We start from the raw sequence: 16,517 nt of genomic DNA, 5'->3' as shown, positions 1-16,517 counted from the left end.
CCGCCTCAGGTGGTGAGCACGGTTTCGGTGTGCTCGACCTCGGGGGGTGCCGCAAAATACTGGCCGACGAGGCCGCGCCATTCGGTGAAATTCTCGGAGCCGCGGAAATCGACGGTATGACTCTCGAGCGTCTCCCACTTCACCATCAGACGATAGCGCTGCGGCTTCTCGATCGACTTGTGCAGCTCGAAACCGTGAAAACCCTTGGAGCGGCCGAAAGCGGCCTTGGCCTTGGCGACGGCGGCCTCAAAGTCCTTCTCGCTGCCCGGCTTGACGTCGATTTGCGCGATCTCGGTGATCATCTGTTTCCACCCATTTTGTTTGATGGGCGTGTCTACCGCAGCCCGCGACAAAGAAAAAGGCGCCGAAACGGCGCCTGCCCGGTCCAGAAATGCAGATCACTCAGGCAAGCAGCAGAACGGTGCCCGCCACTGTCAGCGCACAACCGGCGAACAGCGCGAGCGGCCAGTAATTGCGGCCTTGCGTGTAACGCCCCTGGGCGCGGCGCTCGGTGATCAGCGCGCTCTCGTATTCGTCCGCGGTCGAAAACAGGCAGGCGAAGCCGCCGCGTGCCGAAGTCGCCGCGGCTTCGAGCGACATCAGGGCGGTCTGCGGATTCTGTCGACGGATCGATTCCATGACCGCAATGGTAGGGATCGAATGGTAAACAGGGGATTACCGCGAGGCCTCCTTTGCCTAGGCCGTCGCCGGTTGTGTCTTGGATTGCGTGTTGTGCACGCCGATCCGAGCGGCGCTCTGGCGGCGCCAGTTCTCCAGCGACAGGGGCAGCTCCTCCGCCGATTCGACGCGGTTTCGGCCGCCGCGCTTGGCTTGGTAGAGCGCGGTGTCGGCCGAGGCCAGCAGCACTTCGAGCTCGGTGCCGGCCGGACCGCCGGCGACGCCGATGCTGACGGTGGTGTCGACCGGGCCCTCGTCGACGACGACGCCGGAGGTCTCGAAGGCCTCACGCACGCGCTCGGCGACCAGCACGCCCTCCTCCAGCGAGCAGGGCAGCAGAGCGGCGAACTCCTCGCCGCCGATGCGACCCGACATGTCGCTGATGCGCAGATTGCTGACGACGACGGTCGAGAACAGTTTCAGCATCTCGTCGCCGGCGGGATGGCCGAAGCGGTCGTTGATCGACTTGAAATGATCGATGTCGAAGATCATCACGGTCACGGGACGGCCGGCCTTGGCCTCGCGCTCGATCACGCGTCCGCAGGCTTCCGAGAAGCCGCGGCGGTTGAGCATGCCGGTCAGGGGATCAGTGGAGGCGGCGGTCCGGTGCGCGGTGACCGTGCGCTCGGACACCAGCATGAAGATCACGAACACGGTGCCGACGGCATAGAGCACGAGCTCGACCGCGAACACGGTGACCCAGATGCTGGTGGAGAAGCCCGCATCGTTCGGGCGCAGGAAGCTGCCGAGCACGATCGGCAGCATCAAGACGCAGCCGTGCATCACCGGGACCACGAAGGCCGGCCAGCGCCGTTGCAGGCTCTTGCGCCGCTCGACCCAGAGTTCGCTCGCGGTCAGCGCCGCATAGACCGAGACGATGCCGGCGCCGACGATCATGCGCAGCATGGACGCGGTGGGATCGAGCAGCGTGGCGGCAGCGGCCCAGGCGAGCGCGCCGACCAGGAGTCCCGGCCAGTTCGGCTTGCGGCCGTGGAAGACGCGCGCCGCATTCCACACCATTCCGCAGGCGACGAAGCCGACCGCGTTCAGCGCAAGGTAAAGATGCGGCCCCAATCTGTCCCCGGCCGCCGTCCAGAGCGCGACCGATGCGGCGCCGAGCAGATACGCGGTGCCCCACCATTTCAGCGCAGGGCTGTTCTCCTGCCTTCCGAAAAATACCATCATGGCGCCGAGCAGTGCGGCGACCATGGTGGCGACCAAATAGAGCGTGATGCTATCGAGCGACATCATGTCGGCCCCCTCTTAGACATAGCAGTTACGCGATCGGCTCAGCCGATTTGCGCGCCCTTCCAAATGCGACGCTATGTCCAGCGGGTTCCATTCAGGTTTTCATGCGGGCCCAAGTTTTCAGGAAACACGCCATCAATTTGCATACAAACGAACAGCAAAAAGGGCGCTGAAATCAGCGCCCTTTTGCATCTCATTGAAGCCGCTTTCGCGGCGAATGCGACCGAAGCGATTAACGCTTCGAGAACTGGAAGGACCGGCGGGCCTTGGCCTTGCCGTACTTCTTGCGCTCGACCACGCGGGAGTCGCGGGTGAGGAAGCCGCCCTTCTTGAGCACGGTGCGCAGCTCCGGCTCGAAATAGGTCAGCGCCTTCGAGATGCCGTGACGGACGGCACCGGCCTGGCCGGACAGACCGCCGCCGGCGACGGTGCAGATCACGTCATACTGGCCGGACCGCGCGGCCACGGAGAACGGCTGCTCGATCATCATGCGCAGCACGGGACGGGCGAAATAGACCTCGACCTCGCGCGCGTTGACCGTGACCTTGCCGGCGCCCGGCTTGATCCAGACGCGGGCGACCGCGTCCTTGCGCTTGCCGGTGGCGTAGGCGCGGTTGAACTTGTCGACCTTCTTCTCGTGCTTGGGCGCGTCGGGCGCGGCCGCCGTCTTGAGCTGCGAGAGCTGGTCGAGCGACTGAATGGATTCGGCCATGTTATGCGGCCCTCGTGTTCTTGCGGTTCAACTTGGCGATGTCGATCTTCTCGGGCGTCTGGGCCTCGTGCGGATGATCGGCGCCGCCATAGACGCGGAGGTTGCCCATCTGGACCCGACCGAGCGGACCACGCGGGATCATGCGCTCGACGGCCTTCTCGAGCACGCGCTCGGGATGCTTGCCCTCGAGGATCTGGCGCGCGGTGCGCTCCTTGATGTGGCCGACGTAACCGGTGTGCTTGTAATAGGTCTTCTGCTCGCGCTTGCGGCCGGTGAGAACCGCATACTGCGCGTTGATGATGATGATGTTGTCGCCGCAATCAACGTGCGGGGTGTAGGTCGGGAGGTGCTTGCCGCGCAGGCGCATGGCGACGATGGTGGCGAGACGGCCGACGACCAGACCCTTGGCGTCGATCAGTACCCACTTCTTCGTCACCTCAGCCGGCTTTGCCGAAAAGGTTTTCATGTCAGAGTTTCCGTGGACGGGGAGCATCGGCGCGAACACCGCACCGGACTGGCGGTTTTCTAGAGAACAGGGGCGCCGCGGTCAATGCCCAAAGCTGTAATTTACATGTGCAATATCAATTGCTTATAATTAAGGTATCAGGATACCCGCAAAAAGCTCAAACGTTTGGAATGGAATAAGTCGAGGTGACATGCGCAATCGGATCGGGCGAGGTACCGGACAACAGCTTCACCTCGCCGACCGCGAGGCGCTTGCCGAGCTTGAGCAGCCGCGCCTCCGCCAGCACGTCCTGCCCGGGCTGCCCCTTGCGCAGGAAGTTGATGTTGAGATTGGTGGTCACGGCGAGCCCGATCGGCCCGATCGCGGACAACAGCACCACGTACATCGCGAAGTCGGCGAGCGCCATCAATGTCGGGCCGGACACGGTTCCGCCTGGCCGCAGCATCTTTTCGCTATAGCGCTGACGCAAAAGGCAGGCCTGACCGTCCGCGCTCTCGATCGTGATGTCGTCGCCGCTGAAGGCCTGGGGAAACTCGTTGCGGAGGAACTGCTCGAGCTCCGCCACGCTCATTTTCGCTAACGCCATGCTACCCCTCACCCTCGCTTCACGTCCCCTGTTACATTAAGTTATCTGCGTCATCCAACCGGAAACGCTTTGATGTCCGTCCAGGCCGCCCGCGCCCCTTCCCCGCAACCACCTATCCTGCTGCGCGAGACCGTGGGCCCCATCGCGGTCCTGACCCTCAACCGCCCGGCCGCCCGCAACAGCCTGTCGGCGACGATGATCGCAAGCCTGCACGCCGCGCTCAACGAGATCCGCGACGACAAGGCCATCCGCGGCGTCGTAATCGCGGCCAACGGTCCCGCCTTCTCCGCCGGCCACGACATGAAGGAGCTGACCGCGCGCCGCGCCGACCCGGATCGCGGCCGTGCCTTCTTCGCCGAGATGATGACCGCCTGCAGCGCGATGATGCAGGCGATCGTGCACCTGCCCAAGCCCGTGGTCGCATCCGTCCAGGGCATCGCGACCGCCGCGGGCTGTCAGCTCGTGGCAAGCTGCGATCTCGCGATCGCCTCGGAAGCAGCACACTTCGCTACCCCCGGCGTCGACATCGGCCTGTTCTGCTCGACGCCGATGGTGGCGCTGTCGCGCAACGTGCCGCGCAAGCAGGCGATGGAGATGTTGCTGACGGGCGAGCCGATCCCGGCCGTACGCGCCCGCGAGATCGGCCTCGTCAATCGTGTCGTCGCCGCCGGCACCGAGCGCGCCGCCGCCATTGCGCTCGCCGAACAGGTCGCGCTGAAATCCGCCTATACCGTCAAGCTCGGCAAGGAGGCGTTCTACCGCCAGGCCGAGATGAGCCTTGCAGACGCCTATCGCTATGCGGCAGAGGTGATGACCGAGAACATGATGGCGCGAGACGCCGAGGAAGGCATCGGCGCCTTCATCGAGAAGCGTACGCCGACATGGCGGGATGAATAGTCAACTCCTCATCCTGAGGAGCCGCGGAACGCGGCGTCTCGAAGGATAGAGGCCCGACTGCGGCTTCATGGTTCGAGACGCGCGTGCCGCGCTCCTCACCATGAGGTCAGAGAAAGAAGAAGATGAACCACGACGCCTATCCCGACAATTACATCCGGGGCATCCTCAACAACGTGAAATCGATCGCGATGGTCGGTGCCTCACCGGCCAACGTGCGGCCGAGCTATTTCGCGTTCAAATATCTGGCCCAGCGCGGCTACGACATGATTCCGGTTAATCCCGGCCATGTCGGAAAGGAGCTGCTCGGAAAACCCTTCGTCGCCTCGCTGTCCGACATTGGCCGTCCCGTCGATATGATCGACATTTTCCGCAACTCCAGTCACATCATGCCGGTGGTCGAGGAAGCCCTCACGCTTGATCCGCTGCCGATGGTGATCTGGATGCAGTTGGGGGCGCGCGACGATGCGGCGGCGCTGAAGGCGGAATCGGTTGGTATCAAGGTGGTGATGAACCGCTGCCCCAAGATCGAATATGGCCGCCTGTCCTCGGAGATCTCCTGGATGGGCGTCAATTCGCGCACGCTGAGCTCCAAGCGCGCGCCGGCGCCGACGCAGGGCATGCGGCTATCCCTCAATCGGATGAGTGTTGGCGGCGGCGAAACCGCGGCCTCGGACCGCGCCGCCAAAAACAAGACTGAGCAAAGCTGACGCAGTTGCGAAGGTTTCATTTCGCGAACGCGACAATGCGTAGCACGATCGTTCCGATGTGAAGCCCCGCCTTGACGGCAGCCGCGGCGCCAATCAGCATGCCGCGCGATTTCAGACCACGAGAACAGGACGCCCTCAATGAGCGATCGCCTTCCGGGATTTTCGACCCTCGCCGTGCATGCCGGTGCACAGCCCGATCCCACCACCGGTGCGCGCGCGACTCCGATCTATCAAACGACGTCATTCGTCTTCAACGACGCCGACCATGCCGCTTCGCTGTTCGGCCTGCAGGCGTTCGGCAACATCTATACCCGCATCGGCAATCCCACCAATGCGGTGCTGGAAGAGCGCGTCGCGGCCCTCGAAGGCGGCACTGCCGCGCTTGCGGTGGCCTCGGGCCATGCCGCGCAGGTCGTGGTGCTGCAGCAATTGCTCCAGCCCGGCGACGAGTTCATCGCCGCGCGAAAGCTCTATGGCGGCTCGATCAACCAGTTCACGCACGCGTTCAAGAGCTTCGGCTGGAACGTGGTGTGGGCCGATCCCGACGACATCACGAGCTTCGAGCGCGCGGTCACGCCGCGCACGAAAGCAATCTTCATCGAGTCCATCGCCAATCCCGCCGGCAGCATCACCGACATCGAGGCGATCTCGACGGTGGCGCGCAAGGCAGGCGTCCCGCTGATCGTCGACAACACGCTGGCCTCGCCCTATCTGATCCGTCCCATCGATCATGGTGCCGACATCGTCGTGCACTCGCTGACGAAGTTTCTCGGCGGCCACGGCAATTCGATCGGCGGCATCATCGTCGATGCCGGCACCTTCGACTGGTCGACCGGCGGCAAATATCCGATGCTCTCCGAGCCGCGGCCCGAATATCACGGCATCCGGCTGCAGGAGACGTTTGGCAATTTCGCCTTCGCGATCGCCTGCCGCGTACTCGGCCTGCGCGACCTCGGACCCGCGCTGTCGCCGTTCAACGCCTTCATGATCCTCACCGGCATCGAGACATTGCCGCTGCGCATGCAGAAGCACTGCGACAATGCCAAAGCGGTCGCCGAATTCCTCGCCGGCCATCCGGCGGTGGCCGCGGTGAACTATGCGGGGCTTGCAAGCGACAAGTACAACCAGCTCGCGCGCAAATACGCACCGAAGGGCGCCGGCGCCGTGTTCACCTTCAGCCTGAAGGGCGGCTACGATGCCGGCGTCAGCCTGGTGTCGAAGTTGCAGCTGTTCTCGCATCTGGCCAATGTCGGTGACACCCGCTCGCTCGTCATCCATCCGGCCTCGACCACGCACAGCCAGCTCGACGACGCTGCCAAGATCAAGTCCGGCGCCGGCCCCGACGTGGTGCGGCTTTCGATCGGCATCGAGGACAAGGAAGACTTGATCGCCGATCTGGAACAGGCGCTGGGCGCGTAGCATCACCGTCATTCCGGGGCGCGCGCGCGAACCCGGAATCTCGACGTCGCATCATAAGCTCTGGATTCGGGGTTCGGTGCTTCGCACCGCCCCGGAATGACGATCGCCGTTAACAGTCATTAACCATATCTGCCGCATACATCGTCACTGGATCGCCCCTTTTGATTCGGAGCCGACGATGCTGCGCTGGATGGTGCCTGCCCTTGCGGCGATGCTGACGGTCTCAGCTGCGATTGCCGCCGATTTGCCGGCCACGCCGAGGCGACGGGCTGCCGCTCCGCCGCAGGAGCCGCCGCAGGTCTATGTCGAGACCGATCCGGATGCGCTGATCTCGCCGGCCTACGGCATCGGCAGCTACATCCGCAATTTGCCGGGTACACCACTGCTGCCGGGCTCGCACACGCTGCCGGGCTATTACGGACGCCCCTGGGACTACGATTACCAAGGCTCGTATTACGGCGGGAAGCAGGTCGATTATTTCTGGCGCCTGCCCTACTCGTGCGGCATCTACGGCTATTGCTGAAGAGCAGATCCGATCAGCCGGCCTGACCGACGGGAACCGCGCGCGGCTGCGCTTCGGTTGAATGCCGTGGAGCGAGCCGCTCCATCTGCGTCACCGCAAGCGTCAGCACCACGATCGCGACCGCCTGATGTGCGAGCGCGAGATCAATCGGCACCTGGTTGAGCAGCGTGAGGATGCCGAGCAATGCTTGCAGGCTTATCGCGCCCAGCAGCAAGAGCGCGCCGCGCGCCGCGGATCCCGCGCGTGAACGCACCGCATCGAACGCGTGCAACGCCGCCAGCGCCAACAGCGCATAGGCCGTCATGCGGTGCTCGAACTGCACCGTCAGCACATTGTCGAACATGTTGCGCCACCACGGCGTCTCGAACCACAGCCGCTCGCCTGAGGGAATGAACGCGCCGTCGATCTGCGGCCAGGTGTTGTAGGCGCGACCGGCGCGCAGGCCCGCAACCAGCGCACCGAAATAGATCTGGATAAAGGTCACGACGAGGAGCAAGCCGCTCGTGAAGCGCAGCCGCGACGATGCCGCGATCTGCGGCCGTTCTGCGAGCCGCCGCACCGTCCAGACGATGCCGGCGAAGATGATGAGCGCGAGCACAAGATGCGTCGCCAGCCGATATTGCGACACCTCGACGCGTTCAGACAGCCCCGAGGCCACCATCCACCAGCCGACCGCGCCCTGGAGCCCGCCGAGCCCGAACAACAGCCACAGCCGCCGCTTCAAATCACCGGACAGGCCGCCGCGCCAGAGGAAGAACAGGAACGGCAACAGATAGGCGACGCCGATGAAACGGCCGAGCAACCGGTGGCTCCATTCCCACCAGAAGATCTCCTTGAACTCGGACAGGCTCATGCCGGCGTTGAGTTCGCGATATTGCGGGATCGTCTTGTAGGCCTCGAAGGCCGCCGTCCACTGCGTTTCCGAGAGTGGCGGCACGCTGCCCGTGACCGGCTTCCATTCGACGATCGAGAGCCCGGATTCCGTCAGCCGCGTCGCACCGCCGACCAGCACCATCAGCGCAATCAGCGCAGCCACTGAGATCAGCCACCAGCGCACGGCGCGATGCGGCTCGGACGGGGCGGAAATCGTCGTCATTCGAGGCAAAACCAGAGCTTGAACGGGACTGCGTGCCCCTTATAGTCCCCCGCTCCCGCAGCGCAAGTTACGCGAAAGCCGCGACATTCCGTCATGACGATCCGCACCCGCAAGTTCCTCGGCACCATCCTGCTCCTGGTGCTCGCCACCGTCTGGGCGCTGCTCGGCATGGCGCTGGCGCAGATGCCGTGGATCGCCGAGTCCGGCTGGCGGCAGGCAATCTACTACGTGGTGGTCGGCATGGGCTGGGTGCTGCCGGCGATGCCGATCGTGAGCTGGATGCAGCGGCCCGACCGGGCCAAGTCGAGCTCGTAGCGCTTCCAGTTCGTAGCGCTTTTAGGGTGTCGCAGTGCCCGTCGGCTTCACCGGCACAAAGGCCGTGCCCGACACCAGCACCCGCATCATGCGCAGCGAGCGCACCCGGCCATCCCAGCAAATGCGCGGCAACGCGCGCAGATTGGTGCGGCCCTCCGCGTCCACGACGCCCGGGATCGTCGTCACAGCACTGGCAAAGCCGGCCTCCTCCGCCATGATGACATGGCTGCGCCGGAACGAGGCGCGATCGCCGAACGGAAAGGCGAGATGCCGGATGTCGCGAGCGAAGGCCGCCTCCGCCACCGCCTTGCCCATCGTCATCTCGCGCAGCGCGGCCGCATCCTTCATGTTGGCGAGAACGGGATAGTTCACGGTCGCGCTGCCGATCGTCACCAGCGGATCGGCCGCAAGCCTCGCCAGATCCTCCCAATTCATCGATGCCTCGCGTGAGAGCGCGGCAAGGTCGACCCGGTAGCGCGTGCAGAGATCTGCGATCGCAGCCGACACATCCGCCGGCGGCAGCGAGTGCAGCCAGGCCTCGACGAACGAAAACAGCGCCTGCTTCCCGGCGTTATCAGCGACAGTGAAGCGCTGCTCCTTCTCGCCCATCATCAGGCTGACACGGCTCTCGCGCGCGATCACCTGTTCGAGGCCGAGCCACCAGGCCCCGCCGACGCCATCGGGAAACGCCGTGGGCACGTAGATCGTGAAGGGCACGGCGTGGCGCGCCAGCACCGGATAGGCAAAGTCGATCAGATCCTTGCCGGCGCCGTCGAAAGTGAGCGCCACGAAGCGGCGGTGTTCCGACAGCGTCACCGCGCGCCGGCAGACCTCGTCCATGCCGATAAAATCATACTTCCACCGCTTCAGCGCGCGAATGGCGCGATCGAGGAAATGCGGCGTGATCTCGTTCTCGCGCGACGGCTGAAAGCCGCCGCGCCGCCGCGGCCGCACATGCGCAAAGCGCAGGATGGCGCCGGCACCACGACTGCGCAGCGCAGCCTGGCCTGTGAACCAGGTCAGCTCAAGGCGCAGCCGTTCCAGCCATCTGTCGTCGGATGCCAATGTCCCACCTCGCGCCCGTCGGCGACCGTTCCCCCTCTTATAGTCATTACCCTTTGTTGACATTTCTTTGCAAAGGTCGGCCACAGGCCGAATTACGCATATTTTTTCTCGACAGGTTCGCGAATGACCATGGCTGCGGCGATGCAAAGCCGGACGGCGGAATTGCCAGCGCGGTCGAAAGCGGGCCGTATCGCGCATGTCGATATCGTGACCGATCTCGGCGCGGCCGAGGCCGTCTGGCGCGCCTTCGAGCAACCCGGTCACCTCTTCACGCCCTATCAGCGGTTTGATCTGCTCAGTCCCTGGCAGCGTCTGGTCGGGGAGCACGAACGCGCCCGCCCTTTCATCGTCATTGCCCGCGACGCCGAGCATCAGCCGCTGCTGCTGCTGCCGCTCTCGCTGCGCCAGAACCACGGCGTGCGCACGGCCTGCTTCATGGGCGGCAAGCATACGACCTTCAACATGGGCCTGTGGAACGCCGAATTTGCAGCGCAGGTCGGCATCGGCGATCTCGACGCGCTGTTTGCGCCGCTTGGCGAGCATGCCGACGTGCTCGCATTGACGCAGCAGCCTCTGCGCTGGAACGACCAGCAGAACCCGTTCGCGCATTTGCCGCGCCAGAGCGCGATCAACGGCTGCCCACTGCTCACGATGGAACCGGGCGGCCCCCCGGCATCGCGGATCAGCAACTCCTTCCGCCGCCGCCTCAAGAGCAAGGAGAAGAAGCTCCAGGCGCTCGCCGGCTATCGCTATCATTTGGCGACCACCGACGCGGACATCACCCGCCTGCTCGACTGGTTCTTCCGCGTCAAGCCGGCGCGGATGGCCGAGCAGAAGCTTCCCAATGTCTTCGCCGAACCCGGCGTCGAGCAATTCGTCCGCAGCGCCTGCCTTGCGTCACGCGGTGACGGCCGCGTCATCGACATCCATGCGCTCGAATGCGACGACGAGGTGATTGCGATCTTCGCCGGCGTCGCCGACGGCCAGCGCTTCTCGATGATGTTCAACACCTACACGATGTCCGAGCACGCCCGCTACAGCCCCGGGCTGATCCTGATGCGCTACATCATCGACCGCTGCGCCGAGCGCGGCCACCGCTCGCTCGACCTCGGCATCGGCTCGGACGAGTACAAGCGGATGTTCTGCAAGGACGACCAGGACATCTTCGACAGTTTTGTTCCGCTAACGTCACGTGGAAAACTCGCGGCAATGGCGATGTCCTCGCTGAGCCACGGCAAGCGGCTGGTGAAACAGAACCAGATGCTGTTCGACCTGGCGCAGCGGCTGCGGCGAGCGTTCGGGTAAGAAATTCTGCGGTTGGGAAACGCTCCCCTGCGGCCCATCCTTCGAGACGCCCGCCTCTGGCGGGCCCTCAGGACGAGGACAGAGTTCGCGGCAGCAGCTTCAACGGATTCCGATTTAGCCAAGCCTCATCCTGAGGAGACCGCGAAGCGGTCGTCTCGAAGGACGAGGCGCTCGCTCGGTCCCCACGGAGAGGCAAGGACATCACGCCGCCACGACCCGCGGCGCATCCCTCGCATCCGACGGCTGCACCGGCCTGCTCAGCATCGTCACTTCGCTGAAGCCGACGGCGCTGAGCTGCTCGCGCATCAGCGCGCGCGCATCCGGCGCCATCGACGCGTCGGGCACCACGACGGCGCGGGCATTCGCCGTCAGGAGCTCAGCCGGAAGGTCGGAGGCACTGCCGGCATCGAGCAGCACGTGGTCGTAGGCGCGCAGCAGCGCGTCGATCGCGAGCGTCACGCGCGGCGACTGCAACAGGCTGCGATCGAAGCCGGGACGGCCGGCCATGACCAGATGCAGCCGCGAAAGCTTGTCCCGGGTGATGATCTGCGCGAACGACGCCTCGCCCTGCATCAGTTCGGCAAGACCGGGGGCCGAGGCATCGACGGACACGGCGGCCATGGTCGGCGAGGACGCGGCAAGATCGACCACGACGACCCGCGCATCGCGCGCCAGGTGCCGGGCCAAGGTCAGCGTCGACAGCGTGATGGCTTCGCCGCTGGCAGTGCCGAGTACCGTAACCTTCTTCGCCATGGCTCCGGCGGCGCGGAGGCTGTCGGCCAGATGCTCGATCTCCGCGAATGCGGTGACATCGGCATCGGCCGTCATCTCCGGCTGGAGCGGCGCGGGTTCTGCCATGACTGGATCGACGACCGGCTCGACGAAGGGCTCGACGACCGCCGGCTGGACGATTTGTTCCTGGCGAGCCGACGCCCGCGTCAGCGTTGGCGCGAACACCGCGACCGCCCGGGGCGCAGTCTGGCGCAACAACTCTCCGGTGACGACGACGCCGGACGAAAGCAGCAGTGTCGCGATCGTCGCGATCAGCACGATCGGCAGCTTCTTCGGATAGGCCGGCGTGTTCGAGACGATGGCGCGCGAGATGATGCGGCCATCTGTCGGCGCGGTGTCGATGGTCTCGCGGGTGTTGGCTTCACGGTACTTCGCCAGATAGGTTTCGAGCAGGTCGCGCTGGGCCTTCGCCTCACGCTCGAGGGCGCGGAGCTGCACGTCCTGGCCGTTGGTGGCCGTCGCCTGCTTCTTGAGCTGCTCCAGGCTTGCGGATAATTCCTGGACGCGCCCGCTGGCGGCCCGCGCATCGTTTTCGAGCGTGCGGGCGAGCTTGGCGGCCTCGTCGCGGATCTGGGTGTCGAGGTCGGCGAGCTGCGCCTTCAATTCCTTGATGCGCGGATGGTTGCCGAGCAGCGTCGAGGATTGCTCGGCCAGCTGGGCCCGCAACGCCACGCGCTGCTGGGAGGGCGTGCGCATCGATTCCGAGTTCAGCACTTCCGACGATTCGATCGGCTTGCCGCTCTGGATCATCTCGCGGATCAGGCGCGCCTTGGACTCGGCATCGGCCTTGAGCGCGCGCGCATTGTTGAGCTGGGTGTTGACCTCGCCCATCTGCTGGTTCGACAGAGTCGTGTTGTTGGTGCCGACGAACAGGCTCGACTTGGAGCGGAAGTCCTCGGCCTTCGCTTCGGCCTCGGAGACGTTCCTTCGCAGCTCGTCGATCCTGCCGGCATACCACTGGCTGGCGTTTCGGGCCTGATCCTGGCGCGCATCCTGCTGGAGCACGAGATAGCCGTCGGCGATCGAATTGGCGACGCGCACGGCGAGATCGGGATCGGCAGACTGGAATTCGATCACGATCACGCGCGACTTGTCGACGGCGTAGGCCTGGAGGCGCTCGTAATAGGCGTCCAGCACGCGCTCTTCCGGCGTCATCGAGAACGGATCGCGGCCGATGCCGATCAGCGCCGCAAGCGACTTCAGTGGCGAAATGCCTTGCAGCACCGGATCGAACTCGGGCCGCTCCGCAAGCTTGTTCTTCTTGATGATCTCGCGCGCGAGATCGCGCGACAGCACGAGCTGCACCTGGCTGGTGACGGCTTCGGCGTCGAGCGCCTGCCGTTCCTCGGCGCGATCGCTGTTGGGGCGCAGAAACACGTTCTCGCGGCCGTCGATCAGGATACGGGATTCCGACTTGTAGCGCGGCGTGATGAGATTGACGATCGCGACGGACGTGACGAGTGCCAGCACCGTCGGCACGATGATCCAGCCGCGCTTGCGCGCCAATGCCGCGCCGAGCGCGTGCAGGTCGATGTCGCCGGACTCGACTGGCGCCGGCCTCGGTGCGATGGGCGCAGGCTTTGCTTCAATCCGGGGCTCGAGCTCGGCCCGCTTGGCTGCGGCCTTCGCGACAGCCCGCTCGACCACCGCCTTGTCCTTGCCGGCACGCCAGAACGCTAAACGCATCGAACACTCCCGCAGGCGCAACGCCACGAACCTACCTCAACCAGGGCGATTACACTCCATTAAGGTTGCCGCTGGGTTAATCGTGGCGTGCGGCAGCTCGCGCGTGCACGTCCGTCACCGTTTGTTAACCACGAGGGCTCTTAATTCGTCTCGATATTTCGTCAGATTGTTCGAGCATTCGCCGTCGAGCGCTGGTTTTGATCATGCCCCCCTCTCCCGACCAGCCGCTTCGCATCCTGCACGCTGTGCGCGCTCCGGTCGGCGGCATCTTCCGCCACATCCTCGACGTCGCCAACGGCCAGGTCGATCGTGGCCATCATGTCGGCATCCTCGCCGACAGTCTCACCGGCGGTGAACGCGCCGAGAAGGCCCTTGCCGAGCTCGCACCGCGGCTGAAACTCGGTGTGCACCGGATGGCGATCCGCCGCGAACCCTCGCCCGACGATGTCCTGGTCTGGTTCCGCTTGCGGCGCCTGATCGCCACGCTCAAGCCCGACGTGATGCATGGCCACGGCGCCAAGGCCGGCGCTTTCATCCGCATGCGGAGGCGATCCGACGACACCATCCGCATCTACACCCCGCATGGCGGCTCACTGCATTATCCCCTCAACACTTTCAAGGGCGAGTTTTACGCGCGGCTCGAGCGTGCGCTGATGGACGCGACCGACCTGTTCCTGTTCGAAAGCGCGTTTGCCCGCGACACCTATCAGCGCATCGTCGGCAAGCCGAAGGGCGTGGTGCATTGCGTCTTCAATGGCGTGACGCCGGAGGAATTCGAACCTGTCGTCATGGCCGACGACGCCACCGACCTCGCTTATGTCGGTGAGTTCAGGCACATCAAGGGCGCCGATCTGCTGGTCGAAGCGGTGGCGCGCCTGCACGAGGGCGGCAAGAAGGTCACACTGACGCTCGGCGGCGATGGTGAGGAGACCGCGGCGCTGAAAGCGCAAGTCGAGCGGCTCGGCCTCTCCAGCGCCATCCGCTTCATCGGTCACGTCAAGGCACGCTACGGCTTCTCCAAGGGGCGGCTGCTGGTCGTTCCCTCGCGTGGCGATTCCATGCCCTATGTCGTGATCGAGGCCGGTGCCGCCGGCATTCCGATGATCGCGTCCAAGATCGGCGGCATTCCCGAGATTTTCGGCGCGGAGAACCCGGCGCTGTTTGCGCCGAGCAACGCGGAGGCCATGGCGGAAGCGATTGCCGCCGCGCTCGATAATCCGCTGGGAACAGCGCAGCGCGCCTCGTCGCTTCGCGAGCGCATCTCCGCGCATTTCTCCCAGCAGGCGATGGTCGAGGGCGTGCTCGCGGGCTATCGCGACGCATTTACCAATCACTAACCATTCTTAAGACCCGCTTTAGAGAATCTTCCGATTTGTCCGATAATCCAAGGCCCAGGGGATGCTCGCCCGGGGCGCAAGGACGCGGCCCGCGGGTTTTTGGAATGGACGTGGACTCCCGTGGAACCGCTCAACGCACGCTCGATGCTCGATGCCGCGACCAGCGCCGCGGCGAAGCCGGCTGACCAGCCCTTTGTGGAGCGCCGCCAGCGGCTCTCGCTCGCCGCGCTTGACGTCGTCAACCAGAAGGTCGCCCGCGCCTATTCGCCGATCGTGATCACCGGCTTCGTACGCCTCGCCGATTTCGCGCTGCTGAGCCTCGTCGGCATCGTACTCTATCTCGGCTATGTCATGCCGCACGCCGGCTCCTTCAGTTGGATCTATCCCGCGCAGATCATCGCCGTCGCGATCTCCGCCGTGGTCTGCTTCCAGGCCGCCGACATCTATCAGGTGCAGCTGTTCCGTGGTCAGCTCCGGCAGATGACGCGGATGATCTCGTCCTGGTCGTTCGTCTTCCTGCTGTTCATCGGCATCTCCTTCTTCGCCAAGTTCGGCAGCGAAATATCGCGGCTGTGGCTTGCCGCCTTTTACGTCCTCGGGCTTGCCGCGCTCCTCTGCGAGCGTCTGGTGCTGCGCTCGCTGGTGCGCGCCTGGGGGCGCGAGGGCCGGCTCGACCGACGCACTATCATCGTCGGCTCCGACCGCAACGGCGAACAATTGGTCGAGGCCCTGAAAGGGCAGGAGGATTCCGACATCCACGTGCTCGGCGTGTTCGACGACCGCAACGACAGCCGCGCGCTCGACACCTGTGCCGGCGCGCGCAAGCTCGGCAAGGTCGACGACATCGTCGAGTTCGCCCGCCGCACCCGCGTCGATCTCGTGCTGTTCGCGCTGCCGATCTCCGCCGAGACGCGCATCCTGGAGATGCTGAAGAAACTCTGGGTGCTGCCGGTGGATATCCGCCTCTCCGCACACACCAACAAGCTGCGCTTCCGCCCCCGCTCCTATTCCTATATCGGCGAGGTGCCGACGCTGGACGTGTTCGAGGCGCCGATCACCGACTGGGACCTGGTGATGAAATGGCTGTTCGACCGCGTGGTCGGCACCCTCGCGCTGCTCGTGGCCTTGCCGGTGATGGGATTGGTGGCGCTGGCCGTGAAGCTCGACAGCCCCGGCCCCGTGCTGTTCCGACAAAAGCGCTTCGGCTTCAACAACGAGCGCATCGACGTCTACAAGTTTCGCTCGATGTACCATCACCAGGCTGATCCGACGGCCTCGAAGGTCGTGACCAAGAACGACTCGCGCGTCACCCGCGTCGGCCGCTTCATCCGCAAGACCAGCCTCGACGAGTTGCCGCAGCTCTTCAACGTGGTCTTCTCCGGCGATCTCTCTTTGGTCGGCCCGCGTCCACATGCGGTGCAGGGCAAGCTGCAGAGCCGCCTGTTCGACGAAGCCGTCGACGGCTATTTCGCCCGGCACCGGGTCAAGCCCGGCATCACCGGCTGGGCCCAGATCAACGGCTGGCGCGGCGAGATCGACAATGAAGAGAAGATCCAGAAACGCGTCGAGTTCGATCTCTATTACATCGAGAACTGGTCGGTGCTGTTCGATCTTGTCATTCTGCTAAAGACGCCGATCTCGCTGCTGACCAAGAACGAGAACGCGTATTGAGTTTGTCGTGCCCG

Annotated in this window: 17 protein-coding genes; 8 read left to right on the top strand and 9 right to left on the bottom strand. The window is 64.7% G+C overall.

What is annotated here, in order from left to right; genetic code table 11:
* Positions 1-5 precede the first annotated feature (5 nt).
* From BRA1253DRAFT_RS39455 to BRA1253DRAFT_RS39430, 6 genes are all read right to left on the bottom strand, one after another.
* On the bottom strand, positions 6-302 hold the full coding sequence (locus BRA1253DRAFT_RS39455; RefSeq protein WP_007603488.1) for an antibiotic biosynthesis monooxygenase: 297 nt from the start codon (positions 300-302) through the stop codon (positions 6-8).
* Positions 303-402: 100 nt separating this feature from the next.
* Complete coding sequence (locus BRA1253DRAFT_RS39450) at positions 403-639, bottom strand: hypothetical protein (protein WP_007603487.1); 237 nt, start codon at positions 637-639, stop codon at positions 403-405.
* 57 nt (positions 640-696) lie between these two features.
* Entirely contained in the window at positions 697-1,929 is a 1,233-nt protein-coding gene (locus BRA1253DRAFT_RS39445; RefSeq protein ID WP_007603486.1) for a GGDEF domain-containing protein, read from the bottom strand.
* Positions 1,930-2,158: 229 nt separating this feature from the next.
* A complete protein-coding gene (gene rpsI / locus BRA1253DRAFT_RS39440) occupies positions 2,159-2,638 on the bottom strand; it encodes a 30S ribosomal protein S9 (RefSeq protein ID WP_007603485.1) in 480 nt (159 codons plus the stop codon).
* Position 2,639: 1 nt separating this feature from the next.
* Positions 2,640-3,104 carry a 50S ribosomal protein L13 gene (gene rplM, locus BRA1253DRAFT_RS39435; RefSeq protein ID WP_007603484.1) on the bottom strand — a complete coding sequence of 155 codons (465 nt, stop codon included), beginning with the start codon at positions 3,102-3,104 and terminating at the stop codon, positions 2,640-2,642.
* Positions 3,105-3,261: 157 nt separating this feature from the next.
* Positions 3,262-3,690, bottom strand: coding sequence for a PaaI family thioesterase (locus BRA1253DRAFT_RS39430; protein ID WP_007603483.1), 429 nt, complete (start codon positions 3,688-3,690; stop codon positions 3,262-3,264).
* A 72-nt stretch (positions 3,691-3,762) separates the two neighbouring features.
* Here BRA1253DRAFT_RS39430 and BRA1253DRAFT_RS39425 point away from each other — a divergent pair, with 72 nt between their 5' ends.
* The 4 genes from BRA1253DRAFT_RS39425 (at position 3,763) to BRA1253DRAFT_RS39410 (ending at position 7,236) form a co-directional block, all read left to right on the top strand.
* Positions 3,763-4,587 carry an enoyl-CoA hydratase gene (locus BRA1253DRAFT_RS39425; protein WP_007603482.1) on the top strand — a complete coding sequence of 275 codons (825 nt, stop codon included), beginning with the start codon at positions 3,763-3,765 and terminating at the stop codon, positions 4,585-4,587.
* Positions 4,588-4,709: 122 nt separating this feature from the next.
* Positions 4,710-5,294 (top strand): CoA-binding protein, encoded by a 585-nt coding sequence (locus BRA1253DRAFT_RS39420; protein ID WP_007603481.1) that lies wholly within the window; start codon positions 4,710-4,712, stop codon positions 5,292-5,294.
* A 138-nt stretch (positions 5,295-5,432) separates the two neighbouring features.
* Entirely contained in the window at positions 5,433-6,713 is a 1,281-nt protein-coding gene (locus BRA1253DRAFT_RS39415) for an O-acetylhomoserine aminocarboxypropyltransferase (protein WP_007603480.1), read from the top strand.
* Positions 6,714-6,891: 178 nt separating this feature from the next.
* Positions 6,892-7,236, top strand: coding sequence for a hypothetical protein (locus BRA1253DRAFT_RS39410; protein ID WP_007603479.1), 345 nt, complete (start codon positions 6,892-6,894; stop codon positions 7,234-7,236).
* Positions 7,237-7,249: 13 nt separating this feature from the next.
* Here the strand turns inward: BRA1253DRAFT_RS39410 and BRA1253DRAFT_RS39405 are convergent, their stop codons facing one another.
* Positions 7,250-8,332 (bottom strand): COX15/CtaA family protein, encoded by a 1,083-nt coding sequence (locus tag BRA1253DRAFT_RS39405; protein ID WP_007603478.1) that lies wholly within the window; start codon positions 8,330-8,332, stop codon positions 7,250-7,252.
* Between the two features lie 93 nt (positions 8,333-8,425).
* On the opposite strand from BRA1253DRAFT_RS39405, the gene BRA1253DRAFT_RS39400 reads away from it, so the two are divergent.
* A complete protein-coding gene (locus BRA1253DRAFT_RS39400; protein WP_007603477.1) occupies positions 8,426-8,647 on the top strand; it encodes a DUF2842 domain-containing protein in 222 nt (73 codons plus the stop codon).
* 21 nt (positions 8,648-8,668) lie between these two features.
* On the opposite strand, the gene BRA1253DRAFT_RS39395 is transcribed toward BRA1253DRAFT_RS39400, so the two are convergent.
* On the bottom strand, positions 8,669-9,712 hold the full coding sequence (locus BRA1253DRAFT_RS39395; RefSeq protein ID WP_007603476.1) for a polysaccharide deacetylase family protein: 1,044 nt from the start codon (positions 9,710-9,712) through the stop codon (positions 8,669-8,671).
* A 123-nt stretch (positions 9,713-9,835) separates the two neighbouring features.
* Here BRA1253DRAFT_RS39395 and BRA1253DRAFT_RS39390 point away from each other — a divergent pair, with 123 nt between their 5' ends.
* Entirely contained in the window at positions 9,836-11,017 is a 1,182-nt protein-coding gene (locus BRA1253DRAFT_RS39390; RefSeq protein WP_007603475.1) for a GNAT family N-acetyltransferase, read from the top strand.
* Between the two features lie 201 nt (positions 11,018-11,218).
* On the opposite strand, the gene BRA1253DRAFT_RS39385 is transcribed toward BRA1253DRAFT_RS39390, so the two are convergent.
* The gene (locus tag BRA1253DRAFT_RS39385) at positions 11,219-13,495 is read right to left on the bottom strand and encodes an exopolysaccharide transport family protein (RefSeq protein ID WP_007603474.1); all 2,277 of its coding nucleotides are present in this window, start codon (positions 13,493-13,495) and stop codon (positions 11,219-11,221) included.
* 203 nt (positions 13,496-13,698) lie between these two features.
* On the opposite strand from BRA1253DRAFT_RS39385, the gene BRA1253DRAFT_RS39380 reads away from it, so the two are divergent.
* A complete protein-coding gene (locus BRA1253DRAFT_RS39380) occupies positions 13,699-14,832 on the top strand; it encodes a glycosyltransferase family 4 protein (RefSeq protein ID WP_007603473.1) in 1,134 nt (377 codons plus the stop codon).
* A 120-nt stretch (positions 14,833-14,952) separates the two neighbouring features.
* Positions 14,953-16,503, top strand: coding sequence for an undecaprenyl-phosphate glucose phosphotransferase (locus BRA1253DRAFT_RS39375; RefSeq protein ID WP_007603472.1), 1,551 nt, complete (start codon positions 14,953-14,955; stop codon positions 16,501-16,503).
* Positions 16,504-16,517: the final 14 nt, after the last annotated feature.

The organism is Bradyrhizobium sp. WSM1253 (genome assembly GCF_000244935.1).
Lineage (GTDB): Bacteria > Pseudomonadota > Alphaproteobacteria > Rhizobiales > Xanthobacteraceae > Bradyrhizobium > Bradyrhizobium canariense.
The sequence above is the reverse complement of the archived record's forward strand: the minus strand, read 5'-3'. Positions and strand labels throughout refer to the sequence as shown.